At 46.4% G+C, this 13,736-nt stretch carries 11 protein-coding genes and 1 pseudogene; 5 read left to right on the top strand and 7 right to left on the bottom strand.

Going from position 1 to position 13,736, the window contains the following annotated elements:
* The 3 genes and pseudogenes from P9687_RS08455 to P9687_RS08445 form a co-directional block, all read left to right on the top strand.
* Window positions 1–345 (top strand): annotated as a pseudogene (locus P9687_RS08455) (YifB family Mg chelatase-like AAA ATPase); the annotation flags it as partial.
* Window positions 290–1,264 carry an Rpn family recombination-promoting nuclease/putative transposase gene (locus P9687_RS08450; protein WP_014096120.1) on the top strand — a complete coding sequence of 325 codons (975 nt, stop codon included), beginning with the start codon at window positions 290–292 and terminating at the stop codon, window positions 1,262–1,264. The pseudogene P9687_RS08455 and the gene P9687_RS08450, both read left to right, overlap by 56 nt.
* A gap of 127 nt (window positions 1,265–1,391) precedes the next feature.
* A complete protein-coding gene (locus P9687_RS08445; protein WP_013858399.1) occupies window positions 1,392–1,556 on the top strand; it encodes a hypothetical protein in 165 nt (54 codons plus the stop codon).
* A 203-nt stretch (window positions 1,557–1,759) separates the two neighbouring features.
* On the opposite strand, the gene P9687_RS08440 is transcribed toward P9687_RS08445, so the two are convergent.
* From P9687_RS08440 to xylA, 4 genes are all read right to left on the bottom strand, one after another.
* On the bottom strand, window positions 1,760–2,842 hold the full coding sequence (locus tag P9687_RS08440; protein WP_014096119.1) for an iron-containing alcohol dehydrogenase family protein: 1,083 nt from the start codon (window positions 2,840–2,842) through the stop codon (window positions 1,760–1,762).
* Window positions 2,843–3,129: 287 nt separating this feature from the next.
* The gene (locus tag P9687_RS08435) at window positions 3,130–4,509 is read right to left on the bottom strand and encodes a sugar porter family MFS transporter (protein WP_014096118.1); all 1,380 of its coding nucleotides are present in this window, start codon (window positions 4,507–4,509) and stop codon (window positions 3,130–3,132) included.
* A complete protein-coding gene (gene xylB, locus P9687_RS08430; protein WP_061565690.1) occupies window positions 4,499–6,034 on the bottom strand; it encodes a xylulokinase in 1,536 nt (511 codons plus the stop codon). Before xylB ends, P9687_RS08435 begins: the two co-directional genes overlap by 11 nt.
* Before the next feature lie 59 nt (window positions 6,035–6,093).
* Window positions 6,094–7,428: a xylose isomerase gene (gene xylA / locus P9687_RS08425; RefSeq protein WP_061565689.1), complete on the bottom strand. Its 1,335-nt coding sequence runs from the start codon at window positions 7,426–7,428 to the stop codon at window positions 6,094–6,096.
* 208 nt (window positions 7,429–7,636) lie between these two features.
* Here xylA and P9687_RS08420 point away from each other — a divergent pair, with 208 nt between their 5' ends.
* Complete coding sequence (locus P9687_RS08420; protein ID WP_014096115.1) at window positions 7,637–8,809, top strand: ROK family transcriptional regulator; 1,173 nt, start codon at window positions 7,637–7,639, stop codon at window positions 8,807–8,809.
* 147 nt (window positions 8,810–8,956) lie between these two features.
* Here P9687_RS08420 and nadA read toward each other — a convergent pair whose 3' ends face one another.
* The 3 genes from nadA to nadB are packed head-to-tail and all read right to left on the bottom strand — an operon-like array spanning window position 8,957 to window position 12,463.
* A complete protein-coding gene (gene nadA, locus P9687_RS08415) occupies window positions 8,957–10,054 on the bottom strand; it encodes a quinolinate synthase NadA (RefSeq protein ID WP_061565688.1) in 1,098 nt (365 codons plus the stop codon).
* Complete coding sequence (gene nadC / locus P9687_RS08410) at window positions 10,051–10,902, bottom strand: carboxylating nicotinate-nucleotide diphosphorylase (protein WP_014096113.1); 852 nt, start codon at window positions 10,900–10,902, stop codon at window positions 10,051–10,053. The genes nadA and nadC overlap by 4 nt, the downstream gene beginning before the upstream one ends.
* A complete protein-coding gene (nadB, locus tag P9687_RS08405; protein WP_061577400.1) occupies window positions 10,871–12,463 on the bottom strand; it encodes an L-aspartate oxidase in 1,593 nt (530 codons plus the stop codon). The genes nadC and nadB overlap by 32 nt, the downstream gene beginning before the upstream one ends.
* Window positions 12,464–12,546: 83 nt before the next feature.
* Between nadB and P9687_RS08400 the strand changes: the two genes are divergently transcribed.
* Window positions 12,547–13,692 (top strand): IscS subfamily cysteine desulfurase, encoded by a 1,146-nt coding sequence (locus tag P9687_RS08400; RefSeq protein WP_061577401.1) that lies wholly within the window; start codon window positions 12,547–12,549, stop codon window positions 13,690–13,692.
* Window positions 13,693–13,736 lie beyond the last annotated feature (44 nt).

The following is a 13,736-nucleotide window of genomic DNA, read 5'->3' as shown; positions in this document are numbered from 1 at the left end:
ACGGAAGCAAGGAAAAGGCAGTACGAAAGGTACGGGGCGGAAGTTTGTAACGGTACAGTGCCAAACGAAATCTTTCTACAAAAAAATCCGCTCGCAAACAGCAGCAGTTTAATGCTCAGGCAGTGGGCAAGCAAGGACAACTTCAGCAGCCGGGCACAAATGAAAATTCTCAGGCTGGCAAGGACGATTTCAGATTTGCAAGGCAGCCGGGAGCTGTCAGAAGACGCGCTCTGGCAGGCATTGCAAATGAAAAGAAATCATCTTTTTGGAAAAAGAAAGGTGGATGCATATGCAACTTATAATGGAAGAAAAAGCGGAGTATTTGCCGCACGACCGCTTGTTTAAAGAACTTATCCAAACTTTTTTTGCAGATTTCATGGAAGCCTTTTTCCCGGAAGTAGCGCGGTGGATGGACTTTTCTGATGTGGAATTCCTCCAGCAGGATCTGTTTACAGACATCACAGCTGGTGAACAACGCAGAATTGATATTTTGGCAAAATTGAAATTAAAAGGGGAAGACACGGTTGTCCTCATCCATGTGGAACCGCAGTCTTATTATCAAATGGAATTTCCGGAACGGATGTTTATTTACTATTCCCGCATTTATGAAAAATATCGCTTGCCGGTTTTGCCAATTGCTGTTTTCAGTTATAATAAACGCAGGGAAACTCCTTCTCTTTTCACCGTAAGAATCCGCAACTTTGAGTCCATCCGTTTTCGTTATATGTCCATACACTTAATCAGGAAAAACTGGAAAGAATATATTCGAAGCAACAATCCCGTTGCGGCTGCACTGCTCAGCAAAATGGGGTATACAAAAAAAGAAAAAGTACAGGTAAAAGTAGAGTTCTTAAGAATGATGGCCCGCATGGAACTCGACCCGGCAAGAATGGCACTAATCTATGGATTTTTTGATTCTTATTTTAAATTAACGGATAAGGAGGATGAACTTGTGATGTCAAGCATTAAAAATCTGGATCCGCAAGAAGCCGACCAAATCCTGCGCCTGCCAAATTCCTTTTACGACAAAGGGTACAAAAAAGGGAAGGAAGAAGGAAAAGAAGAAGGAAAAGAAGAAGGAAAGGAAGAAGGATTGAAAGAGGGGTTGAAAGAAGGGGAAAGGAGAGCGGCATTAAGGATTGCCAAAAGAATGCTGGAAGAGAACCAGGATCTGGCATCAATCGCAAAATACACCGGGCTGGCAGAGGAAGAATTGAAAAAGCTGAAACAGAGCGGAGCAACCAGACTTAGGTGTGATCAATAAATACACTGGGTTGCCGGAAGAAGAAATTCAAAATTTTAAAATAGAACCGAGCAATCGGCTGCAATCGCATAAATTGTGAGCATCCGTGGAAAACTAGCCGCATCACTTCAATAAGGATGTGGAGAGAGTGGAAAAAGAGAACGGACGTGTTGAGCCGACACTTGCGACTGGCCTTGACGACCAGGAAGAGCTCGACCAAAAAGCAACGCCGGAAGAAATAGCAAAAGGTGAATATACGAAAGTGGTCAGATTGTCTCTGGATGAAGCAGATCCAAGTAAGGGTGAAGATTAATATGGCATCGAATTTTTTGGCAGGCCTAATTGCCTCCATAACCGCATTTTAAATGGCGATCCCGTATGAAAGTCCGCTATGGCGGCCATTTCTATTGCAAGTGATGCAAACAGAAAAGGCGGAAACTTTGAAAAAATGGTGCAACAAACGGATTGCATTTAAGCAGGGTGAAGGCGGCCTTGTTCCGGGGCCGCCCGTGCCAATCATTTGATATCAGCCTTTTCAGCCGTGAGCTGTTCGATTGTTTCCATTGCTTTTGCAATTTGCGCCTTCGTAAAGCTGCCAAGCAGGCGAAAGGATTCTTCGGGTTTTGCGGCATATGCTGCGACTTTTTCAATGGCCGCGCCATGATTTTCCGTCACATGCAGTGTATCCAGATTATAAGGAAAACCGAGTTTTTGATACAACGGAAGCAGTTTTTTCACTTCATTGATATCGCCTGTTGCCGCTAATTGGACAAGGATGCCGTAAGCCACTTTGGAACCGTGCAGAATGGAATGCGTTTCCGGCAGGAAGGACAGCCCGTTATGGATGGCGTGGGCCCCAGCCATTCTTCCGTATTCGCCGGCAAAGCCGCCGACTGTCCCGGCCGCGCCAATTATAATTTCAACTATATTGCGGAAAGCGTCGGTTATCTTCCCTTCGTTTCGGTCGTGTAATGCCTGCTCACTGTCGCGCAAGATCCCTTCATAAATCGCTTTTGCGGAGCGGAGGCCGAGTTCGACCATCACCGGCAAATGTTTCATGGAACGGGTGATGCCTTCTGCTTCATACCATTTGGCTAAAGAATCGCCAATTCCGCCCAGCAAATATTCGGCCGGTGCGTTCAGGAGAATACGCAAATCGATCAGGGTTAAAAAGGCGGAACGTTTGTAATAAGCGACATGACTGAATGAGCCGTCTTCATGATAAACAGCGGATAAAGGCGTATAACCGGCACACGTTCCGGCTAGCGTTGGAACGAGCACGACTTCACAGTTGAGCAGTTCTGCTGTTCCCTTTGCCGTATCGAGCACTTTGCCGCCGCCAATCCCGACGATGACATCTGCACGGCCTGCCTGTTCCGCCAGTTCTGCCATGTTTTTCTCACTTGCGGTATGATCGTACTGGAGCACCGGCCAGTTTTGCGGTACTGACGCAAATTCCTGAAATGCTTCGAATGATTTTACCCCAGTAATGACAACCGGATGCCTGAATTCTTCCAGCTTTTCTTCCAAATATTTGGCTGCTTCTTCTTCACATATGTATTGGTTTGGGCCGCTTCTTATGACTTGGCTGAGACGCATCTTACAGAACCTCCGTGATGTAAAAAATTTGATGTATGTCCAGCTTACGCCTAAATAAATTATATTTCAATAATTTTTTTATAAATGTCATAAGTACAAACTCTATTTTTTACAGATACTGGTTATCAAGAAATCTTTTGGTATAGAAACTTAACTAAGTATTGCAGCTCCATTGATTAGTCAAGTTTGGATAACGGAGTACGTGATTGAGATTACTTTATACATATAAGACAGATGTGCTTAATCAACAAAACAACGACTGACTAATGCAGCCGTTGTTTAATAAATTATTTTTGTATGGATTGAGAAAAGTTAAATTTTTTATGCTCAGCTTGTTGTCTGAGATCAATCTCAATTTGCTCAAGGCTTTTTCCTTTTGTCTCGGATACTTTTCGGGTTACAAAGATGAACGCCAGAACACCCATAATGCCATATATAATAAACATGGTTGAAATGCCAAATTGTTCAATCAATTTAGGAAAAGTTAAGGAGACAATTAAGTTTGCAAGCCAGTTTGTAACACTGCCAATCCCCATGCCTATGCCGCGAATTTTAAGCGGAAAGATTTCAGAGAGCATCACCCATACGACCGGTCCCCAGCTGAGGGAGAAAAATGCAATGTAAACAGCCAGGCAAATCACCGTTGTCCAACTGGCAGCAGTTGACGGGCCAAGTAAAGCGTTTACAATCCCCAGTACAAATAAGGCAAGAGACATACCGGCATTACCGATTAATAAAAGTGGTTTTCTACCAACTTTATCGATGATAAGAACTGCAATAGCTGTAATGATCACGTTAACAATCCCGATGCCTACTGTACCCAGAATAGCTGCAGATGCTCCTAGCCCGACGTTTGTAAAAGTGGTAGGTGCGTAATATAGAACGGTATTGCAGCCAATGATCTGTTGAAAGACTGCCAATCCTATGCCGGCAATTAATGCTGGCCGCACCCACGCTTGTTTTACTTCACTAAAACCGCCCTGATTTTTTTCAAGTTCGTTTGCTTGCTTGATCTCACGTATTTCTTCTTCAACGCCGTGCCCTTTTCTCATATAATTGAGAATCGTTCTTGCTTCAGGTTCTTTTCCCTGTTTCAAAAGCCAACGTGGGCTTTCTGGTAAAAAAAGCATACCGATTAACATCAGCAAACCCGGGATCAGCGCAAAACCGAGCATCCAGCGCCAGCTTCCTGTAGCAGCAAAAACATAGTTAATGATATAAGCCAATAAAATACCTGTCATGATCATCAGTTGATTCAAACTGGACAATGCACCGCGGATTGAAGTTGGTGCCATTTCTGATAAATACATTGGAACAAGGGTAGAGGCACTTCCGACTGCCAGGCCCAATATGACCCGGAAAAGAATTAAAACACCAGTATTTGGTGCCAACGCGGTACCTAATGCTCCAATACAGAAAACAGATGCTGCGATGAGAACGACTTTTTTTCTTCCCCATCTGTCAGACATTGCTCCGCTAATTGCGGCACCGATCATACAGCCAAACAGAATGGAGCTGACGACAATTCCTTCTGTCCAGGAAGTCAGGTGTAAATCATTTTTGATAAAAAGAAGGGCGCCGGAAATTACACCGGTATCATATCCAAATAATAATCCGCCCAAAGCGCCAAAAAAGTAAATCAAGCCATTATTGATTTTAAATTTCATCTGTTTTCCCTCCAAACCGCGATTCGTTTACTCTTCTTAAATCAAACAACTGGTGATTGATCGCGACGGTGTGCGGATAAACATCTTTATAAACCTGGTAAAAATCCCGGTAACGCTTCACGTTTTTCGGTACTGGCTCAAATGTCCGGTCCGTCCGGATAAAGGCGGCTGCGCAATCTTTGAGAGAAGAGAACCATCCCAATCCGCTTGCTGCAATCATGGCGGCGCCCATCCCGGGACCTTGTTCATTCTGAAGTTTGATAACTTTTGCTTGAAAAATATCAGCCTGAATTTGCAGCCACAGGTCACTTTTCGCACCGCCGCCGATGGATACCACGGTATCGATGTTCTTGCCATAGTTCCGAAAAATTTCAACACTTTCATTGATAGAGAAGGCAATACCTTCCATCACTGCACGGGTAAAATCCCGCCTGGTGTGTGAACTGTCAATGCCTGTAAAAGTGCCGCGGATTTTTGCATCGGCATAGGGCGTTCTTTCCCCGGCAATAAACGGCGTGAAAAGCAGGCCGTTTGCCCCGATCGAAGAATGCGCGGCTTCTTCCAGCAATGTTGCAAAATCTTCGCCTTTTGCGAATGTATCCTTAAACCAGGACAGACTGTATCCGGCGGCAAGTGTAACGCCCATTGTATAGTAAGCATCTTTCTGTCCATGATTAAAAAGATGCACTTTGCCGCCAAAGTTTTTATTGCTGTCTGATTCATATGAAAGGAATACACCGGATGTGCCAATGCTGCAAAGTGCTTTGCCTTCTTCTAAAATGCCGGCGCCAATTGCACCGCAGGCATTGTCCGCCCCACCGGCAAACACTTTGGTCGCAGGAGAAAGACCGCACGTCGCAGCGATGTCCGGCAATAATGTGCCGACTTCTGCTTCCGTCTCAACAAGCGGCGGGCAAATGCCGGCCGGGATGTCAAATGTGCGCAAAATATCCGTGCTCCACGATTGATTAACGATATCTAGCAACAGGGTGCCCGCTGCATCCGAGTAATCGATGCCAATCGTTCCGGTTAACCGGTAACGGAGATAATCTTTTGGCAGGAGAAAGACACGCGTTTTCCGGAAATTTTCCGGTTCGTACTGCTGGATCCAAAGCATCTTCGGAAGTGTAAATCCTTCCAAAGCCGGGTTTTTTGTAATTTCCAGCAGCTTGCCACCCAGTACTTGATCGATTTTTTTGCATTGTTCCGTTGTTCTTGTGTCATTCCAAAGAATGGCATTGCGGATGACTTGCAGATTTTCGTCCAGCAGCACAAGCCCGTGCATTTGGCCAGAAAAACTGAGTCCTTCAATCTCATCGCGGGATACTTCGGATTTTTCCGTTAGTTCTTTCAAAGCCTGAACTGTTTTTTCGACCCATTGTTCCGGATCCTGTTCGCTGTAACCCGGGTGCGGCTGCATTAACGGATAGGATTTGGAAACAGATGAAACCACCTGTCCATTTTGGTCAACAAGCAATACTTTAACAGAACTTGTCCCAAGGTCGACACCGATTGCATATTTCATCTTAATCTCCCCATTGAATAAACCGGCCGACCTTCATCCAGGCAGACCGGTTCGGAATTTTATGCATTTACACTTTGATAGGCTTCTTGCACAATATAATGGTTCAGCGTGTTTTTCAGTTGTTCCAGGCGGCCAGATTGATTTGTAATTTCTTTTTTATCAAGAATATAGTTTTCAAGTGATTTAAAATCAGCTTTGCCGGAAACGATATCGGCGCCGATGCCTTCTTTATAACTGCTGTACCGTTCTTCGATAAAGGCATCAAATACCCGGTCTTCAATCAGCCGGTTCGCCACTTTTAATCCAAGGGCAAAGCTGTCCATACCGGCAATATGGGCATAAAACAGATCTTCATCTGTGAACGAGGCGCGGCGTGTTTTCGCATCAAAGTTCAATCCGCCCCTGCCAAGGCCGCCGTTTTTCAATACTTCATACATCGCAAGTGTGGTGGAATAGAGATCTGTCGGGAATTCATCTGTGTCCCAACCGAGCAGCGGATCACCCTGGTTCGCATCCAAAGAGCCAAGCAAGCCGTGGGTACGTGCAACCCGAATTTCATGTTCAAACGTATGGCCGGCCAAAGTGGCATGATTTGCTTCAAGATTCAGCTTGAAGTGTTGATCCAAATCGTAAGTTTTTAAGAATGCAATAGTCGTAGCAGCATCAAAATCATATTGATGTTTTGTCGGTTCTTTCGGTTTCGGTTCAAGCAAGAACTGGGCATCAAATCCGATTTCTTTCGCGTAATCAACGGCCATATGGAAGAACCGTGCTAGGTTGTCCTGTTCTAGCTTCAAATCTGTATTCAACAAAGTTTCATAGCCTTCCCGGCCGCCCCAAAATACATAGTTTTCAGCGCCCAGCTCTTTCCCGACTTCAAGCCCTTTTTTCACTTGGGCGGCTGCGTACGCGAAAACATCTGCGTTGCACGAGCTAGCTGCACCGTGGACAAAACGTGGATTTGTGAACATATTGGCTGTATTCCATAAGAGTTTTACTTTGCTTGTTTTCATATAATCTTTAATCATGGCAACGATGACGTCCAGATTTTTATTTGTTTCCCTTAATGTATCGCCTTCAGGAGCAATATCGCGGTCATGAAAGCAGAAATAAGGGTTACCTAGTTTTTCAAAAAATTCAAATGCTGCTTCTACTCTTGCTTTGGCAAGATCCATGCCTGTGAAGCGATCCCACGGGCGGATCTTGGAGCCTGCGCCAAACGGATCGGTACCGCTTTCAGTAAAGGTGTGCCAGAATGCGACTGAGAATCGAAGCTGTTCTTCCATCGTTTTTCCACCAACGAGTTCTTTCGGATTGTAATGATTAAATGAAAGACCGCTTTTCAATTGTTTGCCAGAATAAGTGATTTTGCTGACATTTGGAAAATATGCCATCATTGTCCCCTCCTATCATTCATTGCAAGCGTATACATAGGGCCCTAGAAAAATAGCACTTTGTTTGTTTAACGGTTAAACTAAGTACATGTTCATAGTAGCACGGTCTTTTAAAAAAAACAACCAATTTTTAAGAAAAATTTTTGATATAATGATAAAAACCGATAATGTTTGTTTAGTGCCTTTACGAATGGAGAGATATTACAACATGCACATAGCGGACCAAAGTTTTATTAAAAATCAAAACCAGCGGGTGATTTTGAACGAGTTGATGAAACATGAGCAAATTTCCCGTGCCAAATTAGCAAAAATTACGAAATTAAATAAAGCAACGATTTCTTCCCAGGTATCGTTTTTGATAGAAAAGAAGCTTGTGAAAGAAGTGGGCACTGGCTTGTCGAGCGGTGGAAGAAAGCCGGTTATGCTAGTATTTAATGAAAAAGCCGGTTATGCTATTGGCGTGGATATTGGTGTGACATATATTTTAACAGTGCTTACTGATTTGGACGGAAACATGATTTACAGTGATTACTGTGAAATTGAAGATCCTTCTTTTGAGATGATAAAGCCGGTAATTATTGAAAGAATCCGGCTTGTTGCAAGTAAAGTGTCGTCTTCCCCGTACGGTATTATTGGCATTGGCGCGGGCGTTCACGGATTTGTCGATATGCAACAGAATGTGCTGTTTACACCGAATTCCGGCTGGCGGGATGTGGATTTAAAAGGCTTGCTGCAAACCCATTTTGATTGTCCTGTTTTGGTGGACAATGAGGCAAATGCCGGGGCATACGGCGAAAAATTGTTTGGCATCTTGAAAGGATGCAAAAATGGCATATATGTCAGTATTGGCATTGGTATTGGGCTTGGTATCATTGTTAATGATGAACTGTATCGCGGAAAAGAAGGCTTTTCCGGTGAAATGGGGCATATGTCGATTGACTTTAACGGCAGGCAGTGCGGCTGCGGCAATAAAGGTTGCTGGGAACTTTATGCATCCGAAAAAGCTTTTTATGATCAACTGTGCTTAGTAAAAAACAAACGCCGGATTACTTTGGAAGAAGTGACGAATTGGGTAAAGGAAAATGATGGTGAAACACTACGGGAATTGGATAAGCTGGGGTACTTTTTAGGAATCGGCCTTACGAATATTATCAATACCTTTAACCCCGAGGCGATTGTGCTTCGCAGTAATTTAATTCAGGAAAACCCGACCATTTTAAATTCTATACAAAGTACGATTGCATCCAGAGTGTCAAAATATGTCCGGCAGAACCATCGAATTTATTTGTCGCAGTTGCATCGGAATGCGACAGCAGTTGGGGCTGCGGCTTTTATTGTCCATCATTTTTTGATGGAGTCGGAAGAGCTTTACGGGAATTAAGGATGCTGCAGGTAACCTGGTGTTCATGTTAAAGCTAGGCCATAAAAGAAAAAGATGCGGAGCGCCCACGTGCAAACCACCAAAAAGACAAAAAGGGGCTCTCTGGACCCCTGAGTCTAAGCATGCATCAATCCGAAACCAGCATCATCAAAGTTTTAACATCCGCTCTAACGCCAAAACCGCATCCCGCGCTGTGTTTTCCTCTACTTTGATCACGTTTGTTTCTTTGCCCTCGATGATATTTTCCAGTGACCATAAAAGATGGGGCAGGTCGATCCGGTTCATGGTCAGGCACGGGCACATGACCGGATTTAACGAAATAATCTTTTTATCCGGATGATTTTTGATCAGGCGCTGCACCAGGTTCATTTCAGTGCCGATTGCCCAGGCGCTCCCGGCCGGCGCGTTTTCAATCGTATCAATGATGTATTTTGTGGAGCCGCTGAAATCTGACAGGGCAACCACTTCATGCGCACATTCCGGATGGACAATGATTTGCATATCCGGATATTTCGCGCGCACGAATTCGATATTTTTGATGGTAAAGTGCTCGTGCACGGAGCAGTGCCCTTTCCATAAAATGACTTTCACATTTTCCAGCGCGCCTTCGTAGATAAGTTCGTTCCGGATCGGGTCCCAGACTGCCATATCTGCGAGTTCCACGCCCAAATCAAATGCAGTGTTCCGGCCGAGATGCTGGTCTGGTAAAAAGAAAACCCGTTTTTTCTGGGTGAAGGCCCACTTGACCATTTTTTTCGCATTTGAAGAGGTAACGGTTGCCCCGCCGTTGCGCCCGACAAATGCTTTTATCGCTGCTGTGGAGTTGACATAGGTAAGGGGCAGCATCGTATCCCCGAACAAAGATTGCAACATATCCCATGCCCGTTCCGTCTGGTGGATGTCGGCCATGTCTGCCATCGAGCAGCCTGCGCGCATGTCGGGGAGAATGACAGTTTGTTCCGCTGATGTTAAAATATCCGCCGTTTCTGCCATAAAATGTACACCGCAAAACACAATATATTTGGCATTGCGGTTTTTTGCCGAAATTTGCGCGAGCTGCAGCGAATCACCGGCTGCATCAGCAAACTGGTATACTTCTTCACGCTGGTAGTGGTGGCACGGGAGGAAAAGTTTCGCGCCCATTTCTTTTTTGATGTCCCAAACCCGGTTTTCCATTTCTTCTTGCGCAAGGGACTGATATTTTTCCGGCAAAGCCGTAAGTTGTAACGTTTTCAGCAGGCTCATAAAGCAACCTCCTTCGTATTTTCCACGATTGCACTGATATCAAGTATTTGATAGGAATGGGTCAAAAATCCGAGCGAGATCCAATCGACGCCGGTTTCAGCATAGCTCCGGATATTTTCCATTGTGATGCCGCCTGATGCTTCCGTCGCAATATGGGGCGGCACGAGCGGCAGCCATTCGCAGACTTCTTCCGGTGTGCGGTTGTCAAACATGATGATGTCGGCACCGGCACGGACAGCCTCAAGCAGATGGTCCTTTGTTTCAATTTCGACTTCAATTTTTACGGTATGCCCGATGGATGCTTTCACTGTTTCCACGGCTTTTGTGATGCTGCCGGCAAATGCGATATGGTTGTCTTTCAGCATGACACAGTCGTACAGCCCGCGCCGGTGGTTGAATCCGCCGCCTGCTTTAACGGCGGATTTTTCAAGCATCCGGAGGCCAGGGGTTGTCTTTCTTGTATCGCAAATCTTTGCATGGGTGCCTTTCGTCTCACGGACTGCAGCGTTTGTTGTTGTTGCAATGCCCGACATGCGCTGGACGAGATTCAGGATTACCCGCTCTCCGGAAAGGAGGCTTACAATGGGCCCGTGGATTTCTGCAATGACCGTACCTTTTTCAATCCAGGCACCGTCCCGGGGGAAAATGCGGGGTCTCACCGTACTGTCCAGGATACGGAAACCTTCTTCTATCACATCTTTCCCACAGAAAATCCCGTTTTGCTTTGCAATGAACGTTAATTTGCCCGGCTGATCCGGCGAAAAAATATATTCCGTATTGATATCGCCTTCCCCAATGTCTTCCATGAAAAAATCTTTAAGCATGGATTGAAGTTTGAGCTTGTTCATAAAGTCCCCTCCTTGCGATCAAGCCTTTGTTTTTTGCATGAATGAGATGGATACCCTGCCAGTCGCTGCTTTCATCCGGGTAATCGGCGCGGATATGGGCACCACGCGATTCTTTCCGGAAAAGCGCCGATTGTGTGATGAAAAAGCTGTTGGTAAACATAAAGACTTTTTCTATTTCTTCCTTTGTAAGATGGTCGAGTGAAAAAGCGGAAAACGTATCAGCCCCGCGTGCTTCGAGCCACCGCAAAAGATGCCGCAACCCGGTTTCCGTACGGATCACACCGGCATTTTCCATCATTTTTTCCTTCAATGCTGCGGTGTCTAGCCGGCGGGCAATTTCCGGATTTAAAGGAGGGCGGGCGATTTCTGCTGTTTCGCCGCCCGATGCTTCAGGTTCCAATGCATTTAAAAACGCTGCGAGCCGTTTGCCAAATACGAGCCCTTCCAAAAGCGAATTGCTGGCGAGCCGATTTGCACCGTGTACGCCGCTTGCCGCGGCTTCCCCGATGGCATACAGCCCGTTTACCGTTGTTCTGCCATATGTATCCACTACGATGCCGCCCATAAAGAAATGGCTGCCCGGGACAACAGGCAACAGGCCGGAATGGATATCAATGCCGCTTTCCCGGCAAATCCGGGAAATGGTCGGGAACCTTTTTTCAAAGTGTTTGATTTTACGGATGTCCAGAAAAACTTTCTTTCCGCTATGAATCGTTTGATGAATTTGGTGGGCGACCACATGCCTGGGTGCCAGGTCTTTTAACGGGTGGACACCCGCCATGACAGGCGATCCGTTTTCGTCCACGAGTACTGCACCTTCTCCGCGGACGGCTTCGGACACAAGGCCTTTCGCGCAGCCTTCCGCATACAATAATGTCGGGTGAAACTGGACGAACTCCATATCTGCAAGTTCCGCGCCGGCCCGGTATGCCATTTGAATCCCGTCGCCGATGATTTCCGGGTGGTTCGAGGTAAAAGGATACAAGCTCCCTAGCCCGCCGGTTGCGATTACGGTATGATCGGAAAAATAACGGCGGATTTTACCGGCGGCCGTTTTTGTTTTTACACCGGTTACGCGTCCTGTTTCTGCGGATACGATTAGTTCAAACGCCAGCTCATGTTCGATCATCCGGACGTTTTTTCCAAGTTGCCCGAGAAGATGTTGAATGACAAATTTGCCGGTTGCATCGCCGCCGCAATGGAGAATACGGTGCACTGTATGGGCGCCTTCAAGCCCTAAATCAAGCCCGCCGTCCGGCCGCCTGTCTACGGGAAGCCCGCTTTTTATGAGTGCTTCCGCTACAGCCGCACCCTCTTTCACCAATTTTTCCACTTCTTTTTCATCATGGTGCCGGCAGCCCGCCCGGATCGTGTCTTTCACATGCAATTCAAAACGGTCTTCCGGCGAGAGGACGGCTGCGATCCCGCCTTGTGCTTTGTAGGAATTGCTCGTTTTTACCTGCGCCTTTGTGATGATCGTCACTTCGTAGCGGCTGTCCAAGTGCACGGCCAACTGTAAGGCGGCAATCCCGCTTCCCAAGATACATATTTTTTCTGTCATCGGTCTCCCTACTTTACATCTGTCTTGACACCTATCTTTGCACAAAATTAAACTGAATACAAGTACTTTTTAGGAGGCTAGCTATGTTTTATTTTGATTATGCGGCAACGACAAAAATGAGTGAACGGGCACGGGAGACGTTTATGGAAGCGGCCGAATCTTTTTACGGAAACAGTGAAAGCCTGCATGACATCGGGACGGATGCGCGGGCGGTTCTTGAAAAATCGCGGGACTTGATCAGCAGCTATCTCGGCATACCGGCTGAAGGGCTGTATTTTACTTCAGGCGGGACGGAGGGGAATTTATTGGCGATTGTTTCGCTTGCAATGGGAGCTTCCGGAAGGGGAAAACATATCATTTCGTCGATGGCGGAGCATGCGTCCGTCCATTCGGCGCTCGGGTTTTTGGAAAGGCTGGGATTTGAAGTGACAAGGCTCCCGTTTACAGAAAAAGGGACGGTGGATGTTAAGAAGCTTGAAGCGGCGATCCGGCCGGACACGGTGCTCGTTTCGGTTCAGCATATTAACCAGGAAATCGGCACCATCCAGCCTATTGAGGAAATTTCCCGGATGGTAAGAAGGCGGGGGATCCTGCTTCATTCCGATTGTGTGCAGTCATTTGGCAAGGCCGATGTAGCGCGCATGATCCCTTACGTCGACAGCATCACCCTCTCTTCACACAAAATTCACGGGCCAAAAGGGGTCGGAGCAGTGTACATTCACCCCTCTTGTGTCATGGCGCCTGTTTTTCCGCATTTATCCCATGAAAAGGGGTTCCGCGGCGGGACGGTGAATGTGCCCGGCATTGCCGGATTTGCTGCCGCTGTCGAGGAAATTTTGATAGAAAGTGAGCGGGACTGGGAATACCGGACTGCATTAAAAGAGGCAACCGGCGGGGCGGTTGTTTTTATAGAAGGGGAACGGGCGATGCAGCTTCCTTCCATCGTCGGCTGTATGATTACAGGCGTTCAGGGGCAGCTTGTTTTATTGGAGTGTAACAAAGCGGGATTCGCGATTTCAACCGGGAGCGCCTGCCAGGAACATCATGAAGGCGGGAGCAAAGCAGTTGAAGCAATGGGATACGCGGAGGAAGCAATGGATCAGTTTTTCAGAATTTCCTTTGGGCGCCATACAACAAAAGAGGAGATCCTGTCACTCGGAGAAACATTAAAAAAGATTGCGGCTGCGCACAGTGCCGGAACCGCTATGCAAGACCTGTTTGCCCGTTGAATCCGGCGGGGATTATATATAAAGATGGATTTGGGAGTGGCTTG

This window comes from Weizmannia sp. CD-2023 (assembly GCF_036225245.1).
Classification (GTDB): Bacteria; Bacillota; Bacilli; order Bacillales; family Bacillaceae_C; genus Weizmannia; species Weizmannia faecalis.
Note: the sequence above shows the minus strand (reverse complement) of the source record. Positions and strands in the feature narration are given on the sequence as shown.

Coding starts and splice junctions, on each gene's coding strand:
- nadA (WP_061565688.1), bottom strand. CDS start 10,054: ATGAGCCTGCTGAAAACGTTACAACTTACGGCTTTGCCGGAAAAATAT.
- P9687_RS08420 (WP_014096115.1), top strand. CDS start 7,637: ATGCACATAGCGGACCAAAGTTTTATTAAAAATCAAAACCAGCGGGTG.
- P9687_RS08435 (WP_014096118.1), bottom strand. CDS start 4,509: ATGAAATTTAAAATCAATAATGGCTTGATTTACTTTTTTGGCGCTTTG.
- P9687_RS08440 (WP_014096119.1), bottom strand. CDS start 2,842: ATGCGTCTCAGCCAAGTCATAAGAAGCGGCCCAAACCAATACATATGT.
- P9687_RS08450 (WP_014096120.1), top strand. CDS start 290: ATGCAACTTATAATGGAAGAAAAAGCGGAGTATTTGCCGCACGACCGC.
- xylA (WP_061565689.1), bottom strand. CDS start 7,428: ATGGCATATTTTCCAAATGTCAGCAAAATCACTTATTCTGGCAAACAA.
- xylB (WP_061565690.1), bottom strand. CDS start 6,034: ATGAAATATGCAATCGGTGTCGACCTTGGGACAAGTTCTGTTAAAGTA.
- nadB (WP_061577400.1), bottom strand. CDS start 12,463: ATGACAGAAAAAATATGTATCTTGGGAAGCGGGATTGCCGCCTTACAG.
- nadC (WP_014096113.1), bottom strand. CDS start 10,902: ATGAACAAGCTCAAACTTCAATCCATGCTTAAAGATTTTTTCATGGAA.
- P9687_RS08400 (WP_061577401.1), top strand. CDS start 12,547: ATGTTTTATTTTGATTATGCGGCAACGACAAAAATGAGTGAACGGGCA.